The organism is Paraburkholderia sp. GAS33 (assembly GCF_050436645.1).
Classification (GTDB): domain Bacteria; phylum Pseudomonadota; class Gammaproteobacteria; order Burkholderiales; family Burkholderiaceae; genus Paraburkholderia; species Paraburkholderia phenazinium_B.
Map to the genome: position 1 here is coordinate 30,786 of NZ_JBNDMP010000023.1, position 13,057 is coordinate 43,842.

Below are 13,057 nucleotides of genomic sequence, written 5' to 3' on the forward strand. Positions count from 1 at the left end.
GGGCCGGAATGGCGAACGAGGCGGCCTGCGGGGAACGCGTTTCCGTGTCCGCTCGCCGCGCCTTCCACGCTTGCCGATGCCACCCGCCGTCTGTCGGAAGCCTTAGAACCGCGGCAGGTCCGGGTGCGGCAGTAACCCGCCGCGAACGTGCATCTTGCCGTATTCGGCGCAGCGTGCCCGCGTCGGGATACCTTTGTCAGGGTTCAGCAAGCCGGGCGGATCGAAAGCCCGCTTGACCGCATGGAACGCATCGCGCTCTTCGGGCGAGAACTGCACGCACATCGAATTGATCTTTTCGATGCCCACGCCATGCTCACCCGTCACGGTCCCGCCCAGTTCGACGCAGGTTTCGAGGATGTCGCTGCCGAACGCTTCGGCCCGGTGCCACTCGTCCATATCGTTGCCGTTGAACAGGATCAGCGGGTGCATGTTGCCGTCGCCGGCATGGAATACGTTCATGCAACGCAACTGATACTTCTTTTCCATTGCTTCGATGCGTGCGAGCAGCGGTCCGATACTGCGGCGCGGCACGGTGCCGTCCATGCAGTAGTAATCGGGCGAGATGCGGCCCGCGGCCGGGAACGCATTCTTGCGTCCGGACCAGAAGCGTAGCCGTTCCTGCTCGGAGCGGGAGATCTGGATGCGCGTCGCGCCCTGTTCGCGCAACACCGCCGTCATGCGGACGATTTCGTCGGCCACTTCTTCAGGCGTGCCGTCCGATTCGCATAGGAGAATCGCCGCAGCGTCCAGATCGTATCCGGCCTTGACGAACTCCTCGACGGCGCGCGTCGCGGGTTTGTCCATCATTTCCAGTCCGGCCGGAATGATGCCCGCTGCAATGATGCCGGCGACTGCATCTCCGCCTTTCACCACGTCGTCGAAACTCGCCATGATGACCTGTGCGGTCTGCGGCTTGGGGATCAGCTTGACGGTGATTTCGGTGACGATGGCGAACATGCCTTCGCTGCCGATCATCACGGCCAGCAGGTCGAGCCCCGGCGCATCGGGGGCGAGCGAGCCGAACTCGACCACTTCGCCTTCCATCGTAACGGCCCGCACGCGCAGCACGTTGTGCACGGTGAGGCCGTACTTGAGGCAATGCACCCCGCCGGAATTTTCCGAGACGTTGCCGCCGATCGTGCAGGCGATCTGCGAGGACGGATCGGGTGCGTAGTAAAGGCCGTAGGGCGCGGCTGCCTCGGAGATTGCAAGATTGCGCACGCCCGGCTGGGCGGTCGCGGTGCGCGCGTACGAGTCTACTTCCACGATCTTGCGGAAGCGCGCCAGCGATACCACCACACCGTGACGGATCGGCATCGCGCCGCCCGACAGCCCCGTGCCCGCGCCGCGCGGGACGATGGGCACGTCGAGCCGGTGGCAGATCTGCACGATTCGCTGCACTTGCGATTCGGTTTCCGGCAACGCCACTGCTAGTGGCAGCCGGCGGTATGCCGCCAGGCCGTCGCACTCGTAGGCGACGGTGTCTTCCTCGCGGTACAGCAGACAATGGGTCGGCAGCACGGCCATCAGTGCCTGCACAACCTCACGTTGGCGCTGCGCGAGCACTTCGGCCGACAGCTCGGCGGGTGCATTCATGGTTCCTCTCCTCGTACTCCGGTGCGCCGGGCGCGCGGCTTTGCCGCGCGAGGTATTACAGGTGCCAGCAGGGGCGGCCTATAGGGTGATCTATCGATGCCCTAAGCGGCCCACGCGAAAATCTTGCCGGGATTCATGAGGTTACGCGGGTCGAGCGCATGCTTGATCGAACGCATGGTATCGACGGCGACCTCACCGTGTTCTTCCAGCAGGAAGCCCATCTTGTGCAAACCGACCCCGTGTTCGCCCGTGCAGGTGCCGTCCATGCGCAATGCGCGCTGCACGATGCGCTGGTTGAGCCGCTCGGCTTCCGCGAGTTCTTCGGGCTTGTTCGGATCGATCAGGATCGCGACGTGGAAATTGCCGTCGCCCACATGGCCGACGATCGGGCAGGGTAGCGGCGAGGCCAACAGGTCCTGCTCCGTTTCGACCACGCATTCCGCGAGCCGCGAGATTGGCACGCAAACGTCAGTGGTGACCGCGCGGCAGCCGGGCTTCAGTTGCAACATTGCGAAGTAGGCGTTGTGCCGGGCGTTCCAGAGACGGCTGCGGTCTTCCGGCCGGGTGGCCCATTCGAAGCCTTCACCGGCGTTTTGCGCGGTGATTTCCTGCACCGTTTCCGCCTGTTCCTTCACGCCGGATTCGGTGCCGTGGAATTCGAAGAAGAGCGTGGGCGCCTCGCGCAGCGTGAGATTCGAATGGCGGTTGATCGAACGGATGGCGAGCGAATCCACGAATTCCACGCGTGCAATCGGCACACCCATCTGGATGGTCTCGATGACGGCACGCACGGCGTCGCCCATCGAAGGAAACGTGCACACCGCCGCCGAGACGGCTTCCGGTTGCGGATAAAGCCGCAAGGTGATTTCGGTAATGACGCCGAGCGTGCCCTCCGAGCCCACAAAAAGGCGCGTCAGGTCATACCCCGCCGACGACTTCCGTGCCCGTGTACCGGTCTTGATGACGCGGCCGTCAGCCAGCACCACGGTGAGGCCGAGCACGTTCTCGCGCATCGTGCCGTAGCGCACGGCGTTCGTACCCGAGGCGCGCGTTGCCGACATACCGCCGATACTGGCATCCGCGCCGGGATCGATCGGGAAAAACAGGCCCGTGTCGCGAAGCGCTTCGTTGAGCTGCTTGCGTGAGATGCCCGGTTCGACGGTGACGGTAAGGTCTTCCGCGTTGATCGACAGGACCTGGTTCATCTCCGACAGATCGATCGACACGCCGCCCTGTACCGCCAGCAGATGCCCTTCCAGCGACGAACCGTTGCCGTAAGGAATGATCGGCACGTCGTGCTGCCCGCATAATCTGACAATGGCCTGCACCTCTTCCGTATTGCGCGCGAAAACCACGGCGTCAGGCAATTGCGGATCGAACGGCGATTCGTCGCGGCCGTGATGGGCGCGCACGGCTTCGGCGATCGAAACGCGCTCGCCAAAGGCGGATTTGAGCGAAGTGAGGAGTTCGGCGGGGAAGGGGCGGCGCAAGGGTGCCGGCGGCGCGGGATGATTCACAAGGGTCTCCTGAAGACGGGCTTGGCGTCTGTAGCTTCTGATTCATTTTACGCCGAACACCGGGCTTTACGCCGAACCGCGGCACCTCGCCGGCTGGCCGAACCTATAATGGCCGCGATATCGGGATCGGCATCGGGCAGGCAGCCACGCGGATGCATCCCACACTGAAAGGACGGCACATATCATGGGTCACCGTTTGAGCAAGATTGCCACCCGGACGGGCGACGACGGCACCACGGGTCTCGGCGACGGCCGCCGTGTCCGCAAGGACGAGGCGCGGATCACAGCCATTGGCGAAGTGGATGAACTGAACTCGAATCTCGGCGTGTTGCTGTGCGAAAACCTGCCTGAGAACGTGCGCCTGGCGCTGACCGCCATCCAGCACGACCTGTTCGATCTGGGCGGCGAACTTTGCATTCCGGGCCACACGATAATCACGGACAAGCATCTTGCCCAGCTCGACGGCTGGCTTGATGACTACAACGCGACGTTACCGCCGCTGAAGGAATTCATCTTGCCTGGCGGCTCGCGTTCAGCGGCGCTTGCGCATGTGTGCCGGACGGTGTGCCGCCGGGCCGAACGCGCCATCGTGGCGCTTGGCCAGAGCGAGGCAATTAATGCCGCGCCTCGTCAATACGTGAACCGCCTGTCCGATCTGCTGTTTGTGCTGGCGCGCGTGTTGAATCGCGTGGATGGCGGCAGCGACGTCCTCTGGCAGCACCAGCGCGGCGCGAAGTAAGCCGCCCGGGTGCAGCGATAAAGACTCGAGGTGCGCGACGACGGCAGGTGCGAAGCGCCTTAGCCGATCTCCAGCGTGACCGGCTTGCCGATCCGGCTCATCATTTCGACCAGCGTATCGATGGTGAATTTGGTGGTCTTCTTGTTGACCACGTCCGACACGCGCGGGCGCGATACCTTCAGGATCTCGGCGGCATCGGCCTGCTTCAGATGGTGTTCGTCGATCCATGTAGACAGTTCGGTCATCAACTGTTCCTTGAGGAGCCGCGTGTCGTTGATTTCCTTTTGCGATACGGCGTGCAGCTGTGCGGCTTCCTCAGCGGGGAAACCCAGCTCGAGGAACAGGTTCGCACCCGGTTTCGTCACATGACGGATTTTGGTGTCGATGGTCATTGATATGTCCTTGTCTCGTTGATCACTGCGCGATAGCGCGCCTCAGCAATACCCCGGTCGTGCCGGCTCGTGACCTCGCTCTGTTTCTGGAAGCAGTGCAGCACATAAATGGCTTCCACGAACTTCGTCACGTACATCACACGGTAAATACCGTTCGCTTCACTGATACGGATTTCACGCGTACCGGAGCCGACGATAGCAAACGGTTTCCAGTCGTCAGGGTCGAGGCCGGCCTGAACTTTACTGAGTTGGAAACCGGCCTTCCGGCGTGCCTCGTCCGGAAAGGCCAATAAATCGTCAAAGCTGGAACCCATCCAGGAAATTTCTTTGTCCCACTGCATGCACGTCCTTAATGTATAAAATTGTATACCAATCCCCCAGAAGCAGCAAGATGCATCTGCTTCCACCATGGGTAGTGACAGTACAAGGACGTGACATAAACGAACATTCAGCCGGATGGCCAGTGCAAAGGCAAACGGCCCACCGACGTACGCCGGTGGGCCGTTTTGGCAGGTGGACGATCGCGCTTGCGACCGTGCTAATGCGCGCAGGCGAGCATGCGGTCGATCTCCCCTTAATTCCCGCTGCCGCGAGCGACGCGGCGCTGCTTGACCGCTTCGGCCAGGCCTTCCAGCACGCCGAGACTTTCGTCCCAACCGATGCAGGCGTCGGTCACGCTCTGGCCGTAGGTTAGTTCGCAGCCTTCTTTCAGGTCCTGGCGGCCAGCCACCAGATGCGATTCCACCATCACGCCGATGATGCGCTCGTCGCCGCCGGCGATCTGGCGGCCAATGTCCGCACACACCGGAATCTGGTTCTCGTGCTTCTTCGAGCTATTGGCGTGGCTTGCGTCGATCATCAGACGCGCCGCGAGGCCAGCCTTGCCGATATCGGCGCAGGCGCCGTTCACGCTGTCGGCATCGTAATTCGGCGTCTTGCCGCCACGCAGAATGATGTGGCAGTCCTCATTGCCGGCCGTCGAGACGATCGCGGAGTGACCGCCCTTCGTCACCGACAGGAAATGATGCGGCTGCGACGCGGCCTTGATGGCGTCGACGGCGATCTTCACGTTGCCGTCGGTGCCGTTCTTGAAGCCCACCGGGCACGACAGGCCGGAGGCCAGTTCGCGATGCACCTGCGACTCGGTCGTGCGCGCGCCGATTGCACCCCACGAGATCAGATCGGCGATGTATTGCGGGCTGATCATGTCGAGGTATTCGGTGCCGGCCGGCAGGCCGAGTTCGTTGATGCGCAGCAGCAGTTCGCGCGCGGTGCGCAGGCCGTCGTTGATCTTGAAGCTGTTGTCCATATGCGGGTCGTTGATGAGACCCTTCCAGCCCACCGTTGTGCGCGGCTTTTCGAAGTACACGCGCATCACGATCTCGAGCTCGCCCGCGAAGCGCTTGCGCTGTTCGACCAGACGTCCCGCGTATTCGAGCGCGGCCTTGGTGTCGTGGATCGAGCACGGTCCGATGATGACGATCAGGCGGTCTTCCATGCCGTGCAGGATGCGGTGCATCGACTGGCGCGAATGGTAGATCAGCTCGGACACCGACTCTTCGCAGGCGAATTCGCGGATCAGATGGGCGGGCGGTGTGAGTTCTTTCAATTCTCGAATTCGGACATCGTCAGTGTTGTGCGGGGGCATGGTGGTTCTCCAGGATTCAATTCGTAGCGTGCGTGTTGTGTTCGCTTGGGGCGAAAAAAAACCGCCAGACTCGCTGGCGGTTTTTCGGGAATTTCGGGTGCCTTACGTGCACTAACACCCCTCTCGATCCGCCAGCGGTCTGAGATGCCAGAAAAAGTAAAAATAAAACTTGGCGGACATGGCGAAGTAAGGTCGTGCGTCAAAAAGGGTGGATGACTTTATAACCCGGGTAGTCTCGATTGACAACCGGTGGGCGCCAAAAATGCGGATTATCCGCATACTTCGTGAAAAATTTGCACGAAGTATGCGTTTTTGACGATCAGGCCGTGCCGCCCACCGTCATCTTCTCGATGCGCAGGGTCGGTTGGCCAACGCCCACCGGCACGCTTTGACCTTCCTTGCCACATACGCCGACACCGGAATCCAGCGCCATATCGTTGCCGATCATGCTGACGAACTTGAGCGATTCCGGGCCGCTGCCGATCAGCGTCGCGCCCTTCACTGGATACGTCACCTTGCCGTCTTCGATCATGTAGGCCTCGGACGCCGAGAATACGAACTTGCCGTTGGTGATGTCGACCTGACCGCCGCCGAAATTCACCGCGTACAGGCCGTTTTTCACCGAGGCAATGATTTCCTGCGGATCCTTGTCGCCGTTCAGCATGTAGGTGTTCGTCATGCGCGGCATCGGCAGGGCTGCGTACGACTCGCGGCGCGCGTTGCCCGTTACCGGCATCTTCATGAGGCGGGCGTTCAGCGTGTCCTGGATATAGCCCTTCAGGATGCCGTCCTCGATCAGCGTGGTGCACTGGGTCGGATTGCCTTCATCGTCGATATTGAGCGAGCCGCGGCGATTCGGCAGCGTGCCGTCGTCGACCACCGTGACGCCCTTGGCCGCGACGCGCTCGCCGATGCGTCCAGCAAACGCCGACGATCCCTTGCGGTTGAAGTCGCCTTCGAGACCGTGGCCGATTGCTTCGTGCAGCAGCACGCCGGGCCAGCCCGGGCCTAGCACGACGGTCATCGCGCCGGCCGGGGCCGGGCGGGCGTCGAGGTTGACCAGCGCAGCGTGCACCGCGTCATCGACGTACTTTGACAACACCGCGTCCGTGAAATAGCCGTAATCGAAGCGGCCACCGCCGCCGCCGCTGCCGATCTCGCGGCGGCCGTTCTGCTCAGCGATCACCGTGACGGAGACACGCACCAGCGGCCGGATGTCCGCGGCGAGCGCGCCGTCGCTGCGCGCCACCAGCACCACGTCGTATTCGCCGGCCAGACCCGCCATCACCTGGGTGATACGCGGATCGCGGCTGCGCGCCATCTGTTCGACGCGTTCGAGCAGCTTGACCTTGGCGGTCGCGTCGAGCGAATGCAGCGGATCGGACGGCAGATACAGGTCGCGTCCGGCAATGCCGGTCAGCGAAGGGGCAACCTTGATCTTCTGCTTGCCGCCGCCGGCCTTGGCGATCGAGCGGGTGGCGAGCGCAGCCTGGCGAATGGCCTCGGGCGACAGATCGTCCGAGTAGGCAAACGCGGTCCGGTCGCCCGAGACGGCGCGTACGCCCACCCCTTGATCGATGCTGAAGCTGCCAGATTTCACGATACCTTCTTCAAGGCTCCAGGCTTCGCTACGGGTGGCCTGGAAATACAGGTCCGCGTAGTCGATGCGGTGCGTGAAGATTTCGGCGAGCGTGCGTGACAGCAGAGCTTCGTCGAGGCCGTAGGGCGTGAGGAGCACGTCCTTGGCAGTGGCGAGATTACGGATACCGGGTTCGATGATGTTCATGCGAAGTGTCTTCTGCTCGATACAAAGGGGTTCGGTTGGCGCACGCGCATCACATACATGGGTGGGCGGCGTCGGACTTTCAATGTCTGGTGCAGCTTTAACTCGTCAGTACGCGGTGACGCCAGGCCGGCAGGCTCTGCCGGACTTCGTCGATGCGTGCCCGTTCGAGATTGCCGGCCACCACGCCGGCACCTTCCTCGCGTACCGCGACGATCTCGCCCCACGGGTCGATCAGCATGCTGTGTCCCCATGTGCGGCGGCCGTTCTCGTGCTTGCCGCCTTGCGCCGCGGCGAGCACGTAACACTGGTTCTCGACGGCGCGGGCGCGCAGCAGCATTTCCCAGTGCGCACGGCCGGTCGTGTAGGTGAAAGCGGACGGCACCACGATCAGCGCGCAATCGCCCAGCCGGCGGTACAACTCCGGGAAACGCAAATCGTAGCAGACCGACAGGCCGACTCTTCCGAACGGCGCCTCGAAGGTGCGGACCTCGGAGCCCGGGCGGATGGTGCGCGCTTCGTCGAACGATTCTTCACCTTTTTCGAAGTTGAACAGGTGAATCTTGTCGTAGCGGGTGACTTCCTCGCCCTTTGGGTTGAACACCAGCGTGGTGTTCAGGACGCGGTTCGCTTCGGGCGCCGTGATCGGCAATGTGCCGCCTATTACCCAGACGCCGTGGCGGCGCGCCGCGTCGGAAAGAAAGCGCTGGATCGGGCCGTCGCCGTAGGGTTCGCGTACGCTGAGCTTGTCGGTATCCTTAAAACCCATGAAACAGAAGTATTCGGGCAGCAGGACCAGTTGCGCGCCGTCGGCAGCGGCCTCGGCAATGAGGCGTTCGGCTTCGGCGAGATTGCGGTCGCGATCCGGCGTGCTCACCATCTGCAATGCGGCGACGCGGAAGGACGGGCTAAGGGAGGGGGGATTGGCGTGTTGTTCGCTCATGAGCGTTTCGAAGACTCCCGGCTGGGCAACGCCGACCGCAGGCGCTGCATACGTCGATCAAGGCTGTACCGCCGCCGCTTCGCCACCGCGGGACCGCTGAACCCGGCGATACGGGCTCGCTGCGGGACTCACTGCGCTTCCACGGTCGAAGCCGGCAGGTCCATCTTACCGCGATCGCCGCGCACCCGCTCGACGTGGGGTTTTGACCACGAACCGGTGATGGCGTAGTCCATTGCGAACGCCTTCGAAATCGACTTCGACAGCGCGAGGTCCGCCACCAGCGCAGCGAGGCCGAACAGCGGATTGATCACCGTGGCCGCCACCACGCCAGCGCCCGCGCTGACGGTCGGCACAATGTGCACGTGCAGGTCCTGGGTCTCCTGCGCGAGATCCACCGAGCCCGCCATCTCGGCGCGGGCCGGCGCGGTCACCATCCTGAAGTTGTCGGTGCGGCCGATGCCGTCGCTGATCTGTCCGGTTCCGGTCACGCTTTCAAACGGCAGACCTTCGCCGATCACGTCCTTGAAATTGAGCGTCGCAAAGCGCGCAAGGCTTTGCAGGCTCAGCACGCCCAGCAGCTTGGCGACGCCCGGATCGACCTTGAGAATCTGGCCATGGCGCATGTCGACGGCCAGGTTGCCGTTCAGCGTCGGATAGTCGATGCGGGTCGGGCCGCCACGCCAGACGACCTTGCCCGACAGCGTGCCGCTGCCGCCCTTGAGCGTGCGCGGTTGGCCGAACTGCTGGAGCAACGCGCCGGCATCCTTGATATCGAGCTTGAAGTCGAACACGGTGCGCTTTGGCGTGTCTTCGTCGGCATTGGCGCCGAGCTGCGTCGAGGTGCGCCAGTTGGCGGTGGCGGTCAGCGTGGCAGCCGGGTTGGTGATGTCGAGCTTGTCCAGCTGCCAGACCGGCACGCCGTCTTCCTGGAAGTTATGCGCGTCGACTTCGAGACTGCCGATGTTGTGGTCGCGCACGATCAGTTCGTTCACCACCAGATCGATCGTCGGCATGTTCTGCGCCGGGGCCGAGATCGCCTGGCCGAGCAGATCGTTTTCGGTGGCAGACGGAATCACCAGGCGGGCGAGACGGGCCTGCAGCGTCCCCGGCGAACCTTTGACGGGGCCGGGCAGCCAGGCCACGTGGCCGGAAACCTGATTCGAGGCGATGTTGGCCTGCCAGTTGCCGTTGTCCCGCGATGCGCCGACGATCACGCTTTCCCAGTGGCGCTTGAGCAGCGTCAACGTGCCGATATGCACGGCAAAGCGGTTGGGCAGGAACTGCGTAAGCGTCGGGTTGGGGGCGCTCGCCGGGGTGCCGGGCGGCGGGGGCGTTTCCTTGCTGCGCATCTGGGTCACCAGGGCGCGCCATTGATCCGCGTCAAACGCGTCGATGTCGACCGCGGCGATCACGCCTTCGCTCGGCAGTTCAGCCGGCTTGTTGACACCGACTGCGCCGACCACCACCTCCGGCGGCTTGCCCGGCGTGTGGCGCAGCAGGTAGGTGGCGGCTATCGGGCCGAACTTGAGGTCGGCGCGTTGCAGGCCGGCGTCGCTTTCCGAGGCGGCGGGCTTGAAGGTGAAATGCAGCGGCATCGGTTGGCCGAGCGGCTTGTTGAACGGCGCGGGGAAGTCGAGCGCGAGGCTGGTCAGGTCGGAGTTGGCCGTGACATTAGGCAGATGCCCTTTGGCTCCCGTTACGTTTACCTCGTAGGGCGCGCTGCCGTTCATGCGCGTGAGCACCTGGGCGGCTGGTCCGTGCAGATTCAGACCGCGTGCTGCGTCGACGGCAATGTGGCCGTTCAGATCAAGCGCGTAAGTGCCGTTGTTCTGCACACCGCCGTTGGCGTGCACGTCACCGCCCATGAACTGGCCGCTCAAGTGATCGAGCTGGGCGGTGTGTTCGGTGAAATGAACCTTGCCGGTCAGTTGCGACAGCGGCGGCACGTTGTCGGTGCTGAGACGGTTGTTCTGGAAGCCGATCGCACCCTCGACGGCGATGTGCGGTTTCGGCGTACGCGGCACTGTCAGCTTCAGTGCCAGCGATGCGGGCCCTTCGGCCTGCACCTTTTCGCCGACATGCTTCGAGAGACTGCCGAGCGAACTCGCGTTGACGTAGTCGAGCATGTCGGCGAGCGGCCCGTGTCCATCGCCGTTGATGACCAGGCTCGATGCCTTGGTGCCCAGATCGTCGATCTTGCCGCTGACCTTGCCGAGCGCGACGCGCTTGTAGTGCGCGCGATCGACGTCGAAGCGCAGCACGTTCTCTTTCAGCGAGAACGTGCCGTCGATACCATCCAGCGGCGGCCACACATTCGGCGTCACGCCGTCTTTCATCATGCGCGGCGGGAAAGGTGACGGGTCGAACTTGCCGCCCTTGAACGGCGCCACGATCTGGAACACGCCGGCAGTTGGGTCGCGCGAGTAGGGGAATTTGGTGAGATCGCCGTGTATCTCGATCACCCCGCCGCGCGAGATGCCGGCTTGCAGCCCGTGACCCAGGTAGGTGCGCAGCTTCTCGGGGATGCTGGTGGGGAGGTAGCGGACGATCCGCGTGACCTGGGCGTGCTCGAACTTCGCCGTCAGGTCGAGTGAGCCGCGACCGTGGCCGGGATTGCTGTAGTTCGCGGTCGCCGAAGCGACCGCATCCGCATTGGCGACGCTCAGTTCCGGGACGGTAATGGCAAACGCCTTGTGGGCTTCACCTGGCGCCGCCGGCTTGACCGTCCAGCTGCCGCGACCCTTCAGGCGGTCGAATCTGAGGCGCGGGTTATCGAAAACACCAGGCAGCGTAAGGGCCACGTTGTTGGTGTCGATGCTCATGGCGCCATGATTTTCGTCGGCGTCGACGCTACCCCACAGATTTTCCACGCCAGGCAAGCCGGCCCGCGGGTGACCCAACGGGGTGAGCCCTGGCGGCGGCTCCTGGGCCGCGACGCTGATGCCCTGCAGGTCCGCCTTGAAGCGGTAGCGCACGATCGGTTCGGCGCCCCCTGCATTACGTTCGCTGGCCGCCTCGCCGGATTCGGGCCTGGCCCGTTCGACCTCGATCAGGTAGTTCGCCACCAGGCCGCGAGGGTCGAAGCGCACCAGTTCATTCAACAGATGTCCCGAGAGCGGGAGCGCGCGACTGAATTCGGCGAGTATGCCGAGATCGACACGGTCGCCGGTCACGCTAAACAACTGGCCGTGCTGTACCGATGCGCGGCGGTAGTGGCCGCTTAAAGTGGTGAGGGCCAGCGTGCGGGTGAGCGGCGTGCCGTCCTCGAGCGGCGGCTGGCCGAGTTCCGCGTGCAGGTGGTTCAGTTGCAGCGTGTAGTCGTCCGGTCCCGTCTCGACTTTCCAGGAAAAGCTCGCGACCGGCACGTCCAGGCGCGGCTGGGTCGGCCGCACGCGCAACGAGATATCGGAGCCGCTCAGCTCGCCGCTCGCCGAGGTCGTCCGGCCTTGGGCGAAGTCGATCCAGATAGCGTTGTCGATCCGGCCCGCGAACGTCTCGATTGGGAAATCCATGTAGTGGGCTAGCGCGGGCAGATCGACCGGGCCGGTCGACACGTAAGCCTGGCCGGTCCAGTTGATCGGCTTGCCGATAGCCGACAAAGGCGCATGTTTGAAGTACACGCGGAAATCGAGCGGGCCATGCAGGACCCGGCCGTCCGGCGGCGCCTGCAGCGCGAGGTGGTGGTTATAGCCGTCGTTGAGAATGGCCAGACGAATGTTCTGCAGCGCAAGTTCAGGTGCATCGTGGCGCGCGTCGTGCCACCTTAGCGTGCCGCCGCGCAGCACAATGGCCTGCTGGCGCAGTAGCCACGAGCTGAAGGTGTCATTGCCGGTATGGGTGCTCGGCGCCACGACGCCGGCGACCGAGAGCGAGCCGTCGCTGCCGCGCTCGATCAGCACGTCAGGCTGATTGACGATCAGGCTCGAGAGGATCGGCTTGAATTGCCACAGCGAACTCCACGAGACCGTGGCGGTGGCATGCGGGATGTTTAGCCCGACCTTGCCTTCGCGGTCCCGGATCATCAGGTTGGTGACGTCGATGCCGGGCTGGAAACCGGTCCAGTGCGGCGCCAGTTTGCCGATAGTGAGTTGCGCGTGGATCTTCTCGGAGACGAGGGTTTCGATGCGCGGCCGGAAAGAATCGACGTACGGCAGCAAGCCGTAACGCAGACCCATGAACAGAGCCGCTGCAATGAAATAAACGACGAGCGCGATCCCCAGCAGCACTCTCAGGGTGTGGCGCAGCACCACGTGGTGGTCGCCGCTCACTGACCTGACTTGTCCGGCTTCCTGTTGCGCGGCGGATTCGTTTCGCTCGGACATGCTGCGGCGGGGATGGGCGTATGGTAGTTTTGCGATCTGACGACGAAATGTAACACACGGGCCAGTCGCGACGAATATCCTTCAAAGCCTGTGCCCATGCCGTCTCGCGACCTGTGC

Annotated in this window: 9 protein-coding genes; 1 reads left to right on the forward strand and 8 read right to left on the reverse strand. The window is 63.5% G+C overall.

Annotated elements, in window-relative coordinates; translation table 11 throughout:
* Positions 1 to 102 precede the first annotated feature (102 nt).
* Together P3T24_RS37220 and P3T24_RS37225 are read right to left on the reverse strand one after the other, a co-directional pair.
* Positions 103 to 1,596 carry an FAD-linked oxidase C-terminal domain-containing protein gene (locus P3T24_RS37220; protein ID WP_074265827.1) on the reverse strand — a complete coding sequence of 498 codons (1,494 nt, stop codon included), beginning with the start codon at positions 1,594 to 1,596 and terminating at the stop codon, positions 103 to 105.
* Positions 1,597 to 1,697: 101 nt separating this feature from the next.
* The gene (locus P3T24_RS37225; RefSeq protein ID WP_074265826.1) at positions 1,698 to 3,113 is read right to left on the reverse strand and encodes an FAD-binding oxidoreductase; all 1,416 of its coding nucleotides are present in this window, start codon (positions 3,111 to 3,113) and stop codon (positions 1,698 to 1,700) included.
* 184 nt (positions 3,114 to 3,297) lie between these two features.
* Between P3T24_RS37225 and P3T24_RS37230 the strand changes: the two genes are divergently transcribed.
* Positions 3,298 to 3,852, forward strand: coding sequence for a cob(I)yrinic acid a,c-diamide adenosyltransferase (locus P3T24_RS37230; RefSeq protein WP_074265825.1), 555 nt, complete (start codon positions 3,298 to 3,300; stop codon positions 3,850 to 3,852).
* A gap of 59 nt (positions 3,853 to 3,911) precedes the next feature.
* Here P3T24_RS37230 and P3T24_RS37235 read toward each other — a convergent pair whose 3' ends face one another.
* From P3T24_RS37235 to P3T24_RS37260, 6 genes are all read right to left on the reverse strand, one after another.
* The gene (locus tag P3T24_RS37235) at positions 3,912 to 4,244 is read right to left on the reverse strand and encodes a helix-turn-helix domain-containing protein (protein ID WP_074265824.1); all 333 of its coding nucleotides are present in this window, start codon (positions 4,242 to 4,244) and stop codon (positions 3,912 to 3,914) included.
* The gene (locus P3T24_RS37240) at positions 4,241 to 4,585 is read right to left on the reverse strand and encodes a type II toxin-antitoxin system RelE/ParE family toxin (protein WP_074265823.1); all 345 of its coding nucleotides are present in this window, start codon (positions 4,583 to 4,585) and stop codon (positions 4,241 to 4,243) included. The genes P3T24_RS37235 and P3T24_RS37240 overlap by 4 nt, the downstream gene beginning before the upstream one ends.
* Positions 4,586 to 4,818: 233 nt before the next feature.
* On the reverse strand, positions 4,819 to 5,892 hold the full coding sequence (gene aroG / locus P3T24_RS37245) for a 3-deoxy-7-phosphoheptulonate synthase AroG (protein ID WP_074265822.1): 1,074 nt from the start codon (positions 5,890 to 5,892) through the stop codon (positions 4,819 to 4,821).
* A 319-nt stretch (positions 5,893 to 6,211) separates the two neighbouring features.
* Positions 6,212 to 7,678 (reverse strand): metalloprotease TldD, encoded by a 1,467-nt coding sequence (gene tldD, locus P3T24_RS37250; protein ID WP_074265821.1) that lies wholly within the window; start codon positions 7,676 to 7,678, stop codon positions 6,212 to 6,214.
* 97 nt (positions 7,679 to 7,775) lie between these two features.
* The gene (locus tag P3T24_RS37255) at positions 7,776 to 8,618 is read right to left on the reverse strand and encodes a carbon-nitrogen hydrolase family protein (protein ID WP_074265820.1); all 843 of its coding nucleotides are present in this window, start codon (positions 8,616 to 8,618) and stop codon (positions 7,776 to 7,778) included.
* 128 nt (positions 8,619 to 8,746) lie between these two features.
* The gene (locus P3T24_RS37260) at positions 8,747 to 12,940 is read right to left on the reverse strand and encodes a YhdP family protein (RefSeq protein ID WP_074265819.1); all 4,194 of its coding nucleotides are present in this window, start codon (positions 12,938 to 12,940) and stop codon (positions 8,747 to 8,749) included.
* Positions 12,941 to 13,057 lie beyond the last annotated feature (117 nt).

Bases quoted from the DNA above. Each gene is read 5' to 3' on its own strand.
- P3T24_RS37220 (WP_074265827.1), bottom strand. From the start codon at position 1,596: ATGAATGCACCCGCCGAGCTGTCGGCCGAAGTGCTCGCGCAGCGCCAA.
- P3T24_RS37230 (WP_074265825.1), top strand. From the start codon at position 3,298: ATGGGTCACCGTTTGAGCAAGATTGCCACCCGGACGGGCGACGACGGC.
- P3T24_RS37235 (WP_074265824.1), bottom strand. From the start codon at position 4,244: ATGACCATCGACACCAAAATCCGTCATGTGACGAAACCGGGTGCGAAC.
- P3T24_RS37240 (WP_074265823.1), bottom strand. From the start codon at position 4,585: ATGCAGTGGGACAAAGAAATTTCCTGGATGGGTTCCAGCTTTGACGAT.
- aroG (WP_074265822.1), bottom strand. From the start codon at position 5,892: ATGCCCCCGCACAACACTGACGATGTCCGAATTCGAGAATTGAAAGAA.
- tldD (WP_074265821.1), bottom strand. From the start codon at position 7,678: ATGAACATCATCGAACCCGGTATCCGTAATCTCGCCACTGCCAAGGAC.
- P3T24_RS37255 (WP_074265820.1), bottom strand. From the start codon at position 8,618: ATGAGCGAACAACACGCCAATCCCCCCTCCCTTAGCCCGTCCTTCCGC.
- P3T24_RS37260 (WP_074265819.1), bottom strand. From the start codon at position 12,940: ATGTCCGAGCGAAACGAATCCGCCGCGCAACAGGAAGCCGGACAAGTC.